This is a genomic window from Kribbella sp. NPDC058245 (genome assembly GCF_042882005.1).
Lineage (GTDB): Bacteria > Actinomycetota > Actinomycetes > Propionibacteriales > Kribbellaceae > Kribbella.
This window is the reverse complement of record NZ_JBHVWY010000011.1, coordinates 224,890-238,478: the sequence shown is the minus strand read 5'-3', so window position 1 is coordinate 238,478 and position 13,589 is coordinate 224,890. Positions and strand designations below refer to the sequence as shown.

Annotated in this window: 18 protein-coding genes; 3 read left to right on the top strand and 15 right to left on the bottom strand. The window is 65.2% G+C overall.

All coding sequences use genetic code 11. The annotated features are described in order from the left end of the window. Positions 1–8: 8 nt before the first annotated feature. Complete coding sequence (locus ACFVWG_RS25695; protein WP_391545950.1) at positions 9–479, bottom strand: Hsp20/alpha crystallin family protein; 471 nt, start codon at positions 477–479, stop codon at positions 9–11. Between the two features lie 253 nt (positions 480–732). Between ACFVWG_RS25695 and ACFVWG_RS25690 the strand changes: the two genes are divergently transcribed. Further along, positions 733–2,232, top strand: a complete 1,500-nt coding sequence (locus tag ACFVWG_RS25690) for an FAD-dependent oxidoreductase (protein ID WP_391545949.1) — start codon at positions 733–735, stop codon at positions 2,230–2,232. A gap of 34 nt (positions 2,233–2,266) precedes the next feature. Here ACFVWG_RS25690 and ACFVWG_RS25685 read toward each other — a convergent pair whose 3' ends face one another. Beyond that, on the bottom strand, positions 2,267–3,439 hold the full coding sequence (locus tag ACFVWG_RS25685; RefSeq protein WP_391545948.1) for a zinc-dependent alcohol dehydrogenase: 1,173 nt from the start codon (positions 3,437–3,439) through the stop codon (positions 2,267–2,269). Between the two features lie 89 nt (positions 3,440–3,528). On the opposite strand from ACFVWG_RS25685, the gene ACFVWG_RS25680 reads away from it, so the two are divergent. Beyond that, positions 3,529–3,906, top strand: coding sequence for a VOC family protein (locus tag ACFVWG_RS25680; RefSeq protein ID WP_391545947.1), 378 nt, complete (start codon positions 3,529–3,531; stop codon positions 3,904–3,906). Positions 3,907–4,506: 600 nt separating this feature from the next. Further along, entirely contained in the window at positions 4,507–5,175 is a 669-nt protein-coding gene (locus ACFVWG_RS25675) for a GAF and ANTAR domain-containing protein (RefSeq protein ID WP_391545946.1), read from the top strand. A gap of 3 nt (positions 5,176–5,178) precedes the next feature. Here the strand turns inward: ACFVWG_RS25675 and ACFVWG_RS25670 are convergent, their stop codons facing one another. The 13 genes from ACFVWG_RS25670 to ACFVWG_RS25610 form a co-directional block, all read right to left on the bottom strand. Further along, positions 5,179–6,057, bottom strand: coding sequence for an alpha/beta fold hydrolase (locus tag ACFVWG_RS25670; RefSeq protein WP_391545945.1), 879 nt, complete (start codon positions 6,055–6,057; stop codon positions 5,179–5,181). A gap of 117 nt (positions 6,058–6,174) precedes the next feature. Beyond that, a complete protein-coding gene (locus ACFVWG_RS25665) occupies positions 6,175–6,522 on the bottom strand; it encodes a PRC-barrel domain-containing protein (RefSeq protein WP_391545943.1) in 348 nt (115 codons plus the stop codon). Continuing rightward, entirely contained in the window at positions 6,509–6,808 is a 300-nt protein-coding gene (locus ACFVWG_RS25660; protein ID WP_391545942.1) for a hypothetical protein, read from the bottom strand. The genes ACFVWG_RS25665 and ACFVWG_RS25660 overlap by 14 nt, the downstream gene beginning before the upstream one ends. After that, positions 6,805–8,034, bottom strand: a complete 1,230-nt coding sequence (locus ACFVWG_RS25655; protein ID WP_391545941.1) for an NRAMP family divalent metal transporter — start codon at positions 8,032–8,034, stop codon at positions 6,805–6,807. The genes ACFVWG_RS25660 and ACFVWG_RS25655 overlap by 4 nt, the downstream gene beginning before the upstream one ends. Continuing rightward, entirely contained in the window at positions 8,031–8,471 is a 441-nt protein-coding gene (locus ACFVWG_RS25650) for a hypothetical protein (protein ID WP_391545940.1), read from the bottom strand. The genes ACFVWG_RS25655 and ACFVWG_RS25650 overlap by 4 nt, the downstream gene beginning before the upstream one ends. Before the next feature lie 105 nt (positions 8,472–8,576). Further along, complete coding sequence (locus ACFVWG_RS25645) at positions 8,577–8,789, bottom strand: hypothetical protein (RefSeq protein ID WP_391545939.1); 213 nt, start codon at positions 8,787–8,789, stop codon at positions 8,577–8,579. 286 nt (positions 8,790–9,075) lie between these two features. Continuing rightward, on the bottom strand, positions 9,076–10,026 hold the full coding sequence (locus ACFVWG_RS25640; protein ID WP_391545938.1) for a hypothetical protein: 951 nt from the start codon (positions 10,024–10,026) through the stop codon (positions 9,076–9,078). 62 nt (positions 10,027–10,088) lie between these two features. After that, a complete protein-coding gene (locus tag ACFVWG_RS25635) occupies positions 10,089–10,574 on the bottom strand; it encodes a suppressor of fused domain protein (RefSeq protein ID WP_391545937.1) in 486 nt (161 codons plus the stop codon). A gap of 170 nt (positions 10,575–10,744) precedes the next feature. After that, positions 10,745–11,095 carry a hypothetical protein gene (locus ACFVWG_RS25630; protein ID WP_391545936.1) on the bottom strand — a complete coding sequence of 117 codons (351 nt, stop codon included), beginning with the start codon at positions 11,093–11,095 and terminating at the stop codon, positions 10,745–10,747. 141 nt (positions 11,096–11,236) lie between these two features. Further along, complete coding sequence (locus tag ACFVWG_RS25625; RefSeq protein WP_391545935.1) at positions 11,237–11,521, bottom strand: hypothetical protein; 285 nt, start codon at positions 11,519–11,521, stop codon at positions 11,237–11,239. 68 nt (positions 11,522–11,589) lie between these two features. Continuing rightward, positions 11,590–11,820: a hypothetical protein gene (locus ACFVWG_RS25620; RefSeq protein WP_391545934.1), complete on the bottom strand. Its 231-nt coding sequence runs from the start codon at positions 11,818–11,820 to the stop codon at positions 11,590–11,592. 60 nt (positions 11,821–11,880) lie between these two features. Then, positions 11,881–12,198, bottom strand: coding sequence for a hypothetical protein (locus ACFVWG_RS25615; RefSeq protein WP_391545933.1), 318 nt, complete (start codon positions 12,196–12,198; stop codon positions 11,881–11,883). 620 nt (positions 12,199–12,818) lie between these two features. Beyond that, entirely contained in the window at positions 12,819–13,238 is a 420-nt protein-coding gene (locus ACFVWG_RS25610; protein WP_391545932.1) for a hypothetical protein, read from the bottom strand. Between the last annotated feature and the right edge of the window lie 351 nt (positions 13,239–13,589).

The following is a 13,589-nucleotide window of genomic DNA, read 5'->3' as shown; positions in this document are numbered from 1 at the left end:
TTCGCGGGTCAGGCGTCGAGTTGCTGGGTGTCTGTGACGGTCTGGCCGTCGATGGTCGTGGGCGGTGCGCTGTCGATGGTGATCCGGCGCGGCTTGGCCCGCGCCGCGACCGGGATCTTCACGGTCAGTACGCCGTTCTCGTACGCCGCGCTGATGCGGTCGGCGTCGAGGGTGTCGCCGAGGAAGAGCTGCCGCGAGAAGATCCCCAGCGGGCGCTCCGCGATCTGCATCTCGGTGCCTTCGGCAACGGCATCCGGCCGGCGCTCGGCCTTCACCGTCAGCACGTTGCGCTCGACGTCCAGGTCGATCGCGTCCGGACTCACCCCCGGCAGATCGAACACGATCACGTAGTCGTCCCCAGCACGGTAGGCGTCCATCGGCATCGAGGCCGGCCGGGACCAGGTGCCCGGCGTCGCGGCCCCGCTCAACTGCTGGGCCAGCCGGTCGAACTCCCGGAACGGGTCGGTGCGCATCAACATCATCCACCTCCAGAATCGTCGACAAGCTCTGTCAACACGCCCCACTGTTATAACGCGTCATCACTCCGTTGACAAGTGCCTAGTCATCAATCCGTTGACGAAATTCCGCCGGACATCGCTGTTACTGGGACCACGTCCGCGAGCGCGCAACGTCCGAAAACACGCCGACCACGTACTGCGAGCATTCGGACGCAACGACACCCCGCGCTGCCCGATCCGCTCAAGGAGATTCCGGCCGGGTACCGCACGAGGTATGACCACGTCTGTTTGGCTCGCTACCGCCGATCTGCCGCAGTACGACGCGCTCGCCTCCGATCTGAGGTCCGAGGTCCTTGTCGTGGGCGGCGGCATCATCGGGCTGACCACAGCCCTCGAACTGCAACTGGAAGGGGCCGACGTCGTACTCCTCGAGGCCGACCGGATCGGCGCTCGGACCAGCGGGAACACGACCGGCAAGGTCACCTCACAGCACGGAGCGATCTACGCCGCACTGGCCGACAGACACGGCCTGGAGACGGCTGGTCAGTACGCGGCCGCGAATCAAGCCGGCGTCGAGCGCGTCGCGCAACTCGTCGACCGGTTCGCCATCGACTGCGAGTTCACCCGTACGCCGGCCTTCGTCTACGCCACCGATGACACCGACCTGCGGCAAGAAGCCGACGTTGCGGCGAAACTCGGCCTGCCCGCGCACTACGCCGATCCCGCCGAGCTGGGACTACCGCTCACGGCCACCGGGCTGGTCCGCTTCGACGACCAGGTGCAGCTGCATCCCAGCCAGTACCTCGCCGGTCTCGCGCGTGCCTTCACCCAGGCCGGCGGACGAATCTTCGAAAACACCCGCGTGACGGCACTCACCGCCGACGGCGACGACATCACGGCAGAAACTGAGCCGGGCGCCGTCGTCCGCGCCGAACAGGCGATCGTCGCGACCCTGCTGCCCATCGGAATCCTCGGCGGGTACTTTGCCCGGACCCGACCCCAGCAGTCTCACGGCATCGCCGTCCGCCTGCCCGTCCCGGCTCCGGCCGGTCTGGCGATCTCGGCCAACGGCCCGACCCGCTCGACCCGGCCCTGGCCGGGCGGCGGTCCGAACGGGCTGATCATCGTCGGCAGCGATCACGAGGTCGGCGACCAGACCGACACCGACGCCGCCTACCGCGCCCTGATCGACTGGGCGAGCTCGCTGTGGGACCACCGCCTGGAGCCCGAATACCGATGGTCGGCCCACGACTACAGCACCCCGGACCAGCTCCCCTACGTCGGCAAGGCGCCAGGTTCGCCGATCCTCGTTGCCACCGGCATGCACAAATGGGGACTCAGCAACGGAACCGTTGCCGCTGGCATCCTTCGCGACCTCGTCCTCGACCGCACCAACTCCTTCACCACCCTGTACGACGCCGGCCGGATCGGCGACGCGCACGCCGTCGCAAGCCTGGTGAAAGACAACCTCAAGGTGGGCAAGGAGTTCGCCGCCGGTCACCTCCGCCGCCTGCTAGGTGGCGGACTGGATCACCTGGAGGTCGGCGAAGGCGGCCTGTACGACGTCGACGGGCAAACCGTCGGCGCCTACTGCGACCGCGACGGCCACCTGCACACCGTCGTACCGGTGTGCACCCACCTAGGGTGCCCACTGCGCTGGAACCAAGGCGACACGACCTGGGACTGCAACTGCCACGGATCCCGCTTCACCCCCGACGGCACCGTCCTCGACGGCCCCGCCACCACCCCACTGGCCAAACCCGAGCACCGATAACCGGAAGACGGCGCCGGTAGAAGCTCTGCATGGATTACGGGGTGAGGAGGACTTTGACGGCGCCGTCGCGCTTGGCCTGGAACATCTCGTACGCCGCCGGTCCGTCGGCCAGCGAGAGCCGATGAGTGGCGAACGAATCCACCTTCAACGGGTCGTCATCGCCAAGCAACGGCAGGATGTCGTCACTCCAGCGCCGGACATTCGCCTGCCCCATCCGCAACTGGATCTGCTTGTCGAAGATCGTCAGCATCGGCAACGGATCGGCCATACCACCGTAGACACCGATCAACGAGATCGTGCCACCACGCCGTACGGCGTCGATCGCGAGCAGGAACGCGGCGAGCCGATCCACGCCGACCTTCTGCATGAACGGACGCTGGATCGCATCGGGCAGCAAGCCAGCCGCCTGCTGGGCGAACTTCGCACCCGGCGAACCGTGCGCTTCCATGCCCACGGCATCGATCACCGAGTCCGGTCCGCGCCCGTCGGTCAGGTTCCGGATCGCGTCCGCCACGTCATCGTCGTACTCGAGGGTCTCGACGCCGTACAGCCGCGCTCGCTCCAGCCGCTCCGGGACGAGGTCGACGCCGATCACCCGGTGACCGCGGTGCAGCGCGACGCGGCATGCCATGTCGCCGATCGGCCCAAGACCCAGTACGGCGACTGTTCCGCCCGCCGGGATCCCGGCGTACTCGACCGCCTGCCAGGCCGTCGGAAGCACGTCGGACAGGTACACGAACCGGTCGTCCGGCGGACCATGCGGCACCTTGATCGGCCCGTACTGCGCCTGCGGAACCCGCAGGTACTCGGCCTGCCCGCCAGGGACTTGCCCATAGAGCTTGGTGTAGCCGAACAGCGCCGCGCCCATGCCCTGGTCGCGCACCTGCGTGGTCTCACATTGCGTCTGCAGGCCCTGGTCGCACATGAAACACGAGCCGCACGCAATCTGGAACGGTACGACGACGCGGTCGCCGACCCTCAGGTTCGTCACCTCGGAGCCGGTCTCCTCGACGATCCCGATCACCTCGTGACCGAGCACGTCACCCGCGTCCAGGAACGGCCCCATCACCTCGTACAGATGCAGATCCGAACCACAGATACCACTCGACGTCACCTTGATGATCGCGTCCGTCGGCTGCTCGATCCGCGGATCCGGCACCTCGCCGTACTCGATCTTCCGCTTGCCCTGCCAGGTCAATGCCTTCACGACGCTGCTCCTCGGATCGCTGAGCCGCACCGGTACCCGGTGACATTCCTGGGTACCGGCCCAGCACCCAACGGACCCGGAGGTCTGCCATGCCAGCGAAACTCGTCGCCACCGTTCTCGGTACGCCGGATCCCCCGGCGCTGGCCGTCTTCTACCGCGATCTGCTGGGCTGGCCGATCACCAGCAGCGACCGGACCTGGGCCCGGCTTCGCCATCCCGACGACGACCGCCCCGGCCTCAGCTTCCAGCTCGAGACCGACCACACTCCACCGGTCTGGCCCCAGCAACCCGGCGACCAACAGATGCAGGCGCACCTCGACGTACAGGTCGACGACCTGGAGGCCGAAACCGCTCGCGCGGTCAGCCTCGGCGCGACCGTGGAGGACCACCAGCCCCAACCCGACGGCGTACGGGTCATCCGCGACCCACACGGCCACGTGTTATGCCTGTTCCTCCCAGGCTTCTAGGCGCCAGACGAAGGCCGGTTTGGGGAGGATGGTGGACCGATTCGGGGGGCAAACCCTCCCCAGACCGCCTTCCAGGCCGGGCCAACTCTCCCCAAACCCCGCCCGACCGCTCACAACGTCCGAAAAACCGGAGACGGGCCCTCCGGACGTTCGGACGCTAACGCAGGACCGGGGCTAACGTCCGAAGAACCGGAGACGGGCCCTCCGGACGTTCGGACGTTAGCGCCGGGGGCGGGCGCGGCCCGCCGACTAGCCGGGCTTGAGGATCAGTCCCCTGTTTCGGCGTTGGGTGCGTGCACAGGCTTGGACTGCGACGACGAACGCTGCCGCAGGTAGACACGGTGATCGCGGGCCCACCGCATCGAAACACCACCGTTCAACTCGATCCCGACGAACCCGCTCTTTGCCGACCTTATCGCTTGACGTGACGCTCAGTGAGCATGACCTGGCGGAGAGCTTGGTGAGCCTGATCTTGATCGATCGCCTTCCGGGACGAGCGATGTTGGGGAAGTATGGCCCCATGATCACGTCGGCCGCACTGTGACCTCCGGGTTCGAGGGCGCTGGGGAGCCTACGCCTTCCCTCAGCCTGGTCGGCGGCGTGTCCGCAGACCGATTCGCTCAGCTGGCCGTCGAACTCCACGACTCAGACGGCGTTGACGAAACCGTCCAGGCCGTCGTCGAGTTCGCCCTGCAGGCTCTCGACTGCTCGCACGCCGGCGTCGCGCTGGTGACGCGCGGCGGCCGCCTGGAGATTCCGGCCGTGACGGATCCCGTGGTCGCGGACATCTACGAGCTGCAGATCCGCTGCAACACCGGGCCTTTGGCGGAATCAATGCGCCACCGTACGACGGTCGCCGTCGGCGACACCGCCGCTGATGAGCGCTGGCCGGACTGGTCCGCTCAGGTGCTGCGGTTGGGTGTCCGCAGCGTGTTCGACGTGCCGCTGGCGACATCGGCCGGCACCGTCGGCGTACTAGGTCTCTACAGTGCGCAACCGAACGCGTTCGGGCCTGACGACGAGGCAATCGCGCAGATCCTCGCCCGGCACGCTTCGGTGGCGGTTGCCACCGCCCGGCACGAAGAGACGATGGCTGTCGCGATCGACGCCCGCAAGCTGGTCGGCCAAGCGATGGGCATTCTGATGGAGCGCCATGACATCGATTCCGACCGCGCCTTCGCCGTCCTGAAGCGCTACTCCCAAGACACCAACACCAAACTGCGCGACGTCGCCCAGCAACTCATCGACACCCGCAAACTCCCCGGCTGATCGCTAGTCACCCGTCAAGAAAGCACGCAAGCTGTCAGCCAGCTCTTCTGGGGCGTTCTCGGCGATGTGGTGGGTGGAGTCGATCCCGTGCCCGACGATCTGCGGGCACCACGGTCGCCAGATCGCCAGCGGATCGCCGTACAGCTCTTCCATGTCGTCGCGCGTCGACCACAACATCATGGCCTGGCAGGTGATCTGCCGACCGGCAGCGCGGTCCTCCTCGTCGTGGCGGCGGTCGATGCCGACGCCGGCGCGGTAGTCCTCCAGCATCGCGTGAACCGTCGTGGGATCCCGGATCGCGGCCAGGAAGTCGGCGTGATTCTCGGCCCCGAGCCGGCCGGGGCCGTTGCTGGTCCACGCGTTGTACCACGTTTCGGGATCCGCACAGATCACCCGCTCGGCCGGCTTCGCGGTCTGCGCGAAGAACCACCAATGCCACCAGGCCGCCGCGAACTTCGCGTCACACCGCTCGAGCGCCTCGACCGTCGGGATCCCGTCCATGACGACCAGCCTGGTCACCCGATCCGGATGGTCGAGCGCCGTACGGTAGGCGACCCGCATCCCGCGGTCATGCCCCACCACCGCGAACCGTCGATGCCCCAGCAGCTCCATCAGGCCCACCACGTCGCCCGCCATCGCACGGCCCGAGTACGGCGTGTGCTCGGCATCGGTCAGCGGTTTCGCGGAACCGCCGTACCCGCGCAGATCCGGACAGACCACGGTGAAGCCGGCAGCTACGAGGCGCGGCGCGACGGCGTACCAGGTCGTGTGCGTCCGTGGATGACCATGCAGCAGCACGACTGCAGGACCCGATCCGCCGTGTCGCACGCGGATCCGCACACCCGCGACATCCATCTCTTCCAGAACGAACCCGTCGAACATCTATCCGCCTCCAGAAGGCCGGTCGTGGACGGGTGTGATCGAAGGTCTTGGGCATCGGGCCGTTCAACAGCGCGCGGGTCCAACGGCAGCGCCGTGACGCTGAGGGCGACGCAGCGCTCAGCCGTAGCGTGCCAACTGTTCGAGCGGCTGAAGATCCGCGCGCAGGGTCGTCAACTCGACGGCCTCATTGGTGATCCGGGCGATGCCGGCCCACGGCAGATACCAGACCTCACCCAGCCTCCTGTGCACCAAGGCTCGGAGCAGCGCAGGGCCGACGTGACGCTCATACCCCAACAGCTGTGTCGCCCGCCGCTCCACGACAATCAGGCCGTCCACCCGCAACGCCGCCTGGGCGGCACCCGGTGCCAGCGGGCCGTCCTGAACCAATCGGACGTCCGCGACACCACCGACGCGCTGACCGTCGCCGTCGAGCACAGGCCGGCCGAGCAGCTCATTCAGGCGCATGGCCGGCTCCGGGGATGTGGTCGATGATGTGCTTGTTCGCCCAGTCGTCACCGCTGGTCAGGTTCAACTCTCCGGGCACGATCTTGACCGCGGTGTCGATCTCCATCACCTGTACGGCGGGGATGCGCACCCGCCCGGAGATGAGTGCCGACACGACCGGCGGATCGGCGTCCAGATCCAGCTCGACGTCGTCGACCTTGCCCAGCAACGCTCCCGACGCCTGGTCGATCAGCTGCCGATCCAGTAGATGCAACTGCGCGTGCAGCACCTTGCCAGCCACTGTCACCGCCCCGCTTTCGTGATGATCATCAAGGGAATCGCCGCGATCGATGCCACCAGCAACAAGGCGAGATAGATCAGTCCGAGGAAGTTCCGCACCTTGCCGTTGACCTGGTCGCGCATGTAGTCGGGGTCGTTGGCAATGATCAGGATCGGCAGATACGTCAGCGGCAGTGCCATCGCGGCGAACACCACCGAGTACTCAGTCACCAGCACCGGATCGACCATCGTCATCAAGGTCAGGATCGCCAGCAGCAAGCAGACGATCATCACCACATGGAACCGCGACGCCTGCCGCGGCCGGACGAACTTGCCCCACTGCCAGCCGAAGTACTGCGCGATCGTGTACCCCGACGACAGCGACGTCTCCAGAGCCGCGCCGAAGGTCGCCGCGAACACGCCGATCAGCACGATCGCGAGCCCGAGCTTGCCGAAGGCAACCGCTACCGGCAGCGCCACCTGGCCGAGTGTCTCGACCTTGATGCCGACAGGCAGGTACAGCACCGCCGCGCACCCGGCGATCGCCAGCGACAGCAGTCCGCCGAGCGGGAACCCGATGAACACGTTCGATCGCTCGGTGGACAGGTCGCGCCTGGTCCACTTCTCCTCGACGCCCCCGGACGAGAAGAAGAACACCTCGTACGGCGTCATCGCCGCACCGAACAGCGCGATCGCGTAGTACGCATACGTCGCCCACGTCTCGTGACCGGTCGGGTGCGGGTTCGTCGCCTGGTGGACGAGCTGGCCCCAATCAGGACCCAGTTTCCAGAGGGCTACGGCGAAGATGATCAGCAGCAGCCCCATCAACCCGAAGACCGTCTCCAGCTTCGAGAACCTGACCCGCCAGATGACCAGCCAAACAGCCAGCGCGGCCAGCGGTACCCACAGCAGGTAGTTCACGCCCGTCGCCAACTCGAAGGCGAGCGCGACGCCGCCGATCTCCGCGATCAGCGTCAGCAAGGTGACCAGGAACGACGCGATGAGCGTGAACAACCCGGTACGACGGCCGAGGCGTTCCCGGATGAGGTCGAACACGGGCCGTCCCGACACCGCGACCACGCGCCCGGACATGTCGGCGTACAGGCAGATCCCGATCACGCCGACCACCACGACCCAACTCAGCCGCATCCCGAACCGCGCGCCGACCAGGGCGTTGGTGACCAGGTCGCCGATGTCGACGAAGCCGCCGATCGCGGTGAGGATGCCGAGACTGACGGCGAGGATCTTCTTCACTTCGCGGTCTCCCCGAGCTGCCGCAGACCCTCTGTGGTGTCGGCCAGCTTCCGCACCAGCTTGGCCACCCCGTCGCGGTCTCCGTTCACCAACGCGATCCGCAGGTCGGTCACGGTGCCGTCGGCGTCGTCCAGCGTCTTGGAGACCTGCTCGTAGGTCTTTCGGGATTCCGGCGACTCGGGTTGCTGCTGGCCGAACGTACTCACGGCCTTACCCATCGACTTCTCCGCCTCGTCAACGAGCTGGGTGGCAGGCTGGGACCAGAGCTTGTGATCAAGAAACGACTGACCAGCCACCCGCGCAGCGCCAGCTGCCGAGGCCGCATCCCGAGCCGCCCTGGCACCCTCCGACCGCAACTGCTGATCCGCGTCACCACACCCGGCGGCAGCCGTGAGGATCAGGCAACCCGCCGCGCACCAGCCAATCAGTCGCCGCACCCTGATCTCCTGTCTGTTCGGCCGTACTGCACCGCCGGTACCCCCCAACTGCAGGCCACATGCGTCATCGCCTGCCCAACCGGCGTCGGGCATCGCGTCCGGGTATCACCGGCCGTACGGCGGCCGCTGCGCCGGTTGCAGGGTGATGCCGGCCTGGGCTGCCTTCTGCTGCACCGCAGCCTGCGGACGACCAAGCCTGATGCCGATCACGCACGGCGGGATATTCGAAGCGGCGAACTCACCCAGGCGAGCAAGTTCCTTCTCCGTCCACGGCTTTTCCGCGTTACTGACGGACTGCGGCAACACCATCGATCTCACTTCCTTCCTTGAGCGTCTCCCCCACCCTGTGCCCACCAACGGCCGCTCGAAAGCCCGGTGTACGACGCGGCGACGGCGGACCGCGGCCAGTCGTCGGACCGCGAGCCGCCGCAGGGTTTGCCCTGCGGAGCAGTTGGCCGTCTGCGACCGAACTGTGGCTCGACCGGTGGAGACCCAACCAAATGGACGCGCACCGGCTTCATACCGGAGAAGTTTGTCTTCACTGCCGCGAGTGAACCTCCCAGGCCCCGTCAACCATCTCGACCAACCGAGCCACCACGCTCTCCTAGCGGCGGGGAGCCTCGTAGATCAGCTTGAACCGATCGAATTCGTCAGGCCACGGAGCCTCCTCGGGCAGCACCGGACCCAACCCCTCGAACACCCGCCTGACAGCATCGCCCTCGTACTCGGCCAACCGCGAGGTTGCCTGCAACACCGCGCCACCCGACGGTAGCGCCGTGATGTCGTGAAACGCCCCGCTGCTGCGCAGAGTTCCGATACCGCCCAACCGCTCCAGCACACCCGACGACGTCACCGTCACCCACGAATACCCACGTAACTCCGAGTCGGCCAACGGCAACGTCTGCTCCGGGAAGCGAGCACTCATCGCCTCCAGCGGAGTCCTCGTTGCGCCCGCGCCGAACGAGTCATCCGCAAGATAGCCGAACACCGGCGGCCACTTCTCGGCCTCAGCCCGCAAGAACGCCGACCAGACCTCGGCCGTCTCGTCCGGAATCGGCGGCGTACGGCGGTCACCGACGACATAGCGCGCCGACAAGCTCAACCACTGCGGCGCAGTCCGCAACCGATACGCCGACAAGGTCAGGCTGGGCAGACCTGCGTGCCCAAAATCGTTCAGCGTCGAAAACTTTGCTGACATCTCGATGGACAGCCCCGGACTCAACGACAGAAACCGCGACCAGTTCTTCGGCGTCCACGGTCGCAGCGAGGTACCGACCTTCCGGCTCCTCTGCTCAAGGATCAGCAGAGAGCACCACCGTGAACCGACAGGGCCGAACGGACCGCCTGCACGATCCCGCAGGCCCGCCGAAGGCAGCCCACCAGCAGGGAACTCGCGAACAAACTCACCCCCAAACGCCTCCGTCGCCGCAACAAACCACGACTCGACCCGCTGACCGACCTCTGAGCTGTCCGGCGGCATGCAGTAGTTCAGCTCCAGCTCCAACCCCCGTGCCGCGCTCAACCGAATCTCTTCGACGCGATCCGCCATAGTCACGAAAGACTCCCACCTGTCAGCAGATTCACCGGATTCAATACCGCCAACCGGCTGAGTCGGGGCTACAGCTTCATCCCCGAGCGATGCAAGTCGACGAGATGGGGGTCCTGCTCGGCGAGCCGGTCCTCGAATACGTCCCACCCTCGGCTCGCGATGAAGTCCGCCTCACCCGTGGTGATTGGCACCAACCATGCCACGACGACGTCGCCATCGGTGCCAGCGAACGTGGCAAACTCGTCAGGAAAATAGACCGGCATCGTCACGTACAACGCCGTCAAGTGCGACGTGGGCACGATGGAATCTGCCGGACCGATCACGTCACCTCGCAACAGCGGACGGTGTCCCGCGAGAGCCATTGAGCCTACTTGGAGAAGCAGCGACGCCACTTGGTCTGGCGCCACCGACTCCGCCGCCAGCATCAAAAGCTCTTGACGGATCGTGCGCCCCGACGTTGAAGACAACAACGGGTGGCGACTCAGGCCAAGCGTTGCGTATCCCACCGAATCGGCGTCAGACCCACCGGAGAACCGGACGATCTGAAAGGGCATCTCGGCCCCATCCGGGTCAAGCGCCCAACCTGCCTGAATCGGTCCGAGAACACGCTCAGATGGCCTCGACGAGTTGGTGGATCGACACCCACTCCTCCTCGTCCAACTCCAGCTCGTACAGCCAGGGCTGGTGCCGTAAGACGTGCGACATCAGCCGGCTCAGGTCAGCGTCAGTCGTACTCGATCAAGTCCTCCACTGCCTGACGTAGCCACGCATAAAAGTTGTCGAACTCTGCCTGCTGTTCCCAGCCCGGTGACGCGAAGTCATGGACGATCGACACCCGGCCGGGTCGATCGATGTCCCAGCAGGCAACGTCGTCGTCGTCGATCCGGCGAGCGAACGGGACCAGCGTCCGTGTCGGGTAACGCTTACCCAGACCCTCAAGCAGCAGGGCAAGTTCTTCGGCTTCGACGATCCGCCACGGCTCCAGATCTGTCAGCCCGAGCTCCACGACCCGAATGAATTGGCGAGGGTACTCAAATCCGTCGGGCAGGTCAGCCGGGGTCAGCAGGCTAGCCATCAGTTCCCTCCATATCCGGTCCAGGGCGAACCGTTCGGCCATGCATTACGATAGCCCGCGCTCTGATTGCCAATCCGGTTCGTCGCCGCCTCGCCCCACGTGGTCGACACAACACCAGGGGTGACTTACCTGCAGAAATGGCTACTGTGTTGGATCCGTGAAGATCTCGCGCAGGGTTGGGCCCGAGTACTTGACCGCGATTTCTCTCCAAGACGGCTCGAACAAATAATCGAGCACTCGGATCGAAATTGCATCCTGCAATAGCTGGTCACCTTGTTCAGCCAGAAGATCGGCGAACTGGAAGCAGCGTTCGATCGTAACGAAATCGCGCGCCCGCAGGGCTGGCTCGAAAATACTCCACCAGAAACATTCTGAAATAACTCCGAAAGCCAGAACGCCTCCTTCTCCTGGACGCTTTCGAATCATTTCTTGCACTGATTCTTCCGACTCTGGAAACCATGCCACCAGAAGAGACGGGAGCTGATCATAAGTTATCAAGACATCCGCCCGTCAGTCAGGACACCGTGCACTGCACCCATCCGAACGCCGTTCATCCAGTGTTCATATCGATCAGGAAATTGAGGGCAGGATGCCATACCATGAAAACGGGAGTCAGAACTCTCCAGAAGAGCCTGCACCGAGCCGTTGGCTGAGTAGCGGTACACCTGGAATGCTGGATATGCATCGCCGCTGAGCTCCACATCTGAGGTCTTGCTGTCGATCACGGGACTACCTCAGCAAGAGGAACCTGATGACCTCGGCCAGTTCTGTCGTGTTCGCCCCGTCTACTCGACCGCGTCGTCATCGGCAAGCCAGCTCAACCCCTTTGCGGCCTTGGTGGCTGCTCGGACACTCGCGGTCGAACCGTCATCACACCGCGAGGTGCACTTCACCGTGACAGCGACGAACTGTTTTTGCGTCTTGAAACCGGCGGCCCGGATCGGCTCGCTGTCCTGTGTCTTGGTGTCGACGACTTCGGTGAGAAGGCGACTCCGGTCAAGCGCCGGACGGGCTGCGTCGCCCAGGTTCTGGACGTCGCTGTCCAGCAGTTCGCGCAACAGCGGCAGGTCTTCGTTTTCGACAGCCCCATGAGCAGATGTCATCTCGATCTCCTATTACCCGTAGCCATTTGAGAACAACACCCGGAGACGCCCGCAGAGAATGACCTCGCCCGGCGAACCCGATCCCGTCGTCGACGGCACCTGTCAACCCTGACAGCACCTTGCCAGATCGCGGCAAGGGGCGCGACACGGAAACGCAGCGGCGTTGAAGCGGTAGGGGTTGACGGTGTCAGCGTCTTGGGCGGGGTCGCCGGTGATGGCGTCGTCGCCAGTGGTGCCGATTTTGTCGGGTTGGCCGTAGGCGGTCTAGCGGTACGTCGAGCTGGTCTGTCCACTGGTGGCGCCGGTGAGGGTTTCGGGTCGCTGTGGGGGGCGCCGCCCTAGTAGGACTTCTTCGATGTCGTCGTACCGACCGAGTTAGCGGTGCTGAATCGAAGCCTCGGTACGCGACACCGACAGACCAGCCTGGTACGCCAGGTGCCGCGCCCACCCGGGCTGGTCAGCCTCGTCCTGGAAACGAGGTCCGGCCAGTCAAGGCACGAGACGATAGCGAAACGGCCGGTCGGCAACTGACCCGTCTCACGTCCGTCCGCGAACACGCCGAGGAATGGCTCTCCGCAACTGTGGGTGTCAGCGAGCGGCGTGGGGCGGTGGAGCTCTTGTTAGCCGGGAGGCCTCCTGGGCCCGAAGGCGTCCGAGGCATTGCCAATCTTTGTCACGAGGATGCCTGCCAGCGACTGCAGCACGGCAAGATAAAGCAGCGGCGTATTCAACGAGAGCATGAATAAGACCAGCGGAAATGCCGGCCAAGCCAAACCAAGTACCCAGATCGAGATCGTCGACTTGGGCCACCGGAGCGCAGCGAGATACGTGACGATGCTAGCCAGAAGCGCCGGGGCCGAGATCGCAACAAAAGCTGCCCCGACGTCAACCGCAGAATATAGACGTCGTTCAACGGCATTTGAAGACAAGTGAGCCGGCGACGCCTCGCCGAAGCATAGAGCGAGACCAACGCCTATCAACACCTGGACGCCAATTATCGCCAGGATCCAGTAAATCAGCCCACTGATCTTTGATTTCATCGCACTACCGGAACTCTATTGGTCCAATGTGCACACCGAACGACCCGATTGCTACTTCGGCACCTGCGGCCAACTGCGGGAGTTTCAGGAAGCCCTCTCATCACCCTCCCAGCCATCCGGTCGTCGCGAGTGAGTCCGAACTTGAAGAAGCCCGCGGCCAGCATGATCAGACACAGACCGGCCAAGAGGCCGAAATCGTCAATGTGCCGAATCGCCAGGACCATCAGGAACAGGGCCAGCGCCGCGATAACGGAGACGACCAAGCGAACCATGGCGGTTCTCATGGGCCACCTCGCCTGCGCATGCCCAACAGTATGCCGCCATGACAGTGAAGTTGCCCCCGAGCTGTGG

Coding starts and splice junctions, on each gene's coding strand:
- ACFVWG_RS25690 (WP_391545949.1), top strand. CDS start 733: ATGACCACGTCTGTTTGGCTCGCTACCGCCGATCTGCCGCAGTACGAC.
- ACFVWG_RS25615 (WP_391545933.1), bottom strand. CDS start 12,198: ATGACATCTGCTCATGGGGCTGTCGAAAACGAAGACCTGCCGCTGTTG.
- ACFVWG_RS25625 (WP_391545935.1), bottom strand. CDS start 11,521: ATGATTCGAAAGCGTCCAGGAGAAGGAGGCGTTCTGGCTTTCGGAGTT.
- ACFVWG_RS25680 (WP_391545947.1), top strand. CDS start 3,529: ATGCCAGCGAAACTCGTCGCCACCGTTCTCGGTACGCCGGATCCCCCG.
- ACFVWG_RS25610 (WP_391545932.1), bottom strand. CDS start 13,238: ATGAAATCAAAGATCAGTGGGCTGATTTACTGGATCCTGGCGATAATT.
- ACFVWG_RS25630 (WP_391545936.1), bottom strand. CDS start 11,095: ATGGCTAGCCTGCTGACCCCGGCTGACCTGCCCGACGGATTTGAGTAC.
- ACFVWG_RS25695 (WP_391545950.1), bottom strand. CDS start 479: ATGTTGATGCGCACCGACCCGTTCCGGGAGTTCGACCGGCTGGCCCAG.
- ACFVWG_RS25670 (WP_391545945.1), bottom strand. CDS start 6,057: ATGTTCGACGGGTTCGTTCTGGAAGAGATGGATGTCGCGGGTGTGCGG.
- ACFVWG_RS25635 (WP_391545937.1), bottom strand. CDS start 10,574: ATGCCCTTTCAGATCGTCCGGTTCTCCGGTGGGTCTGACGCCGATTCG.
- ACFVWG_RS25665 (WP_391545943.1), bottom strand. CDS start 6,522: ATGCGCCTGAATGAGCTGCTCGGCCGGCCTGTGCTCGACGGCGACGGT.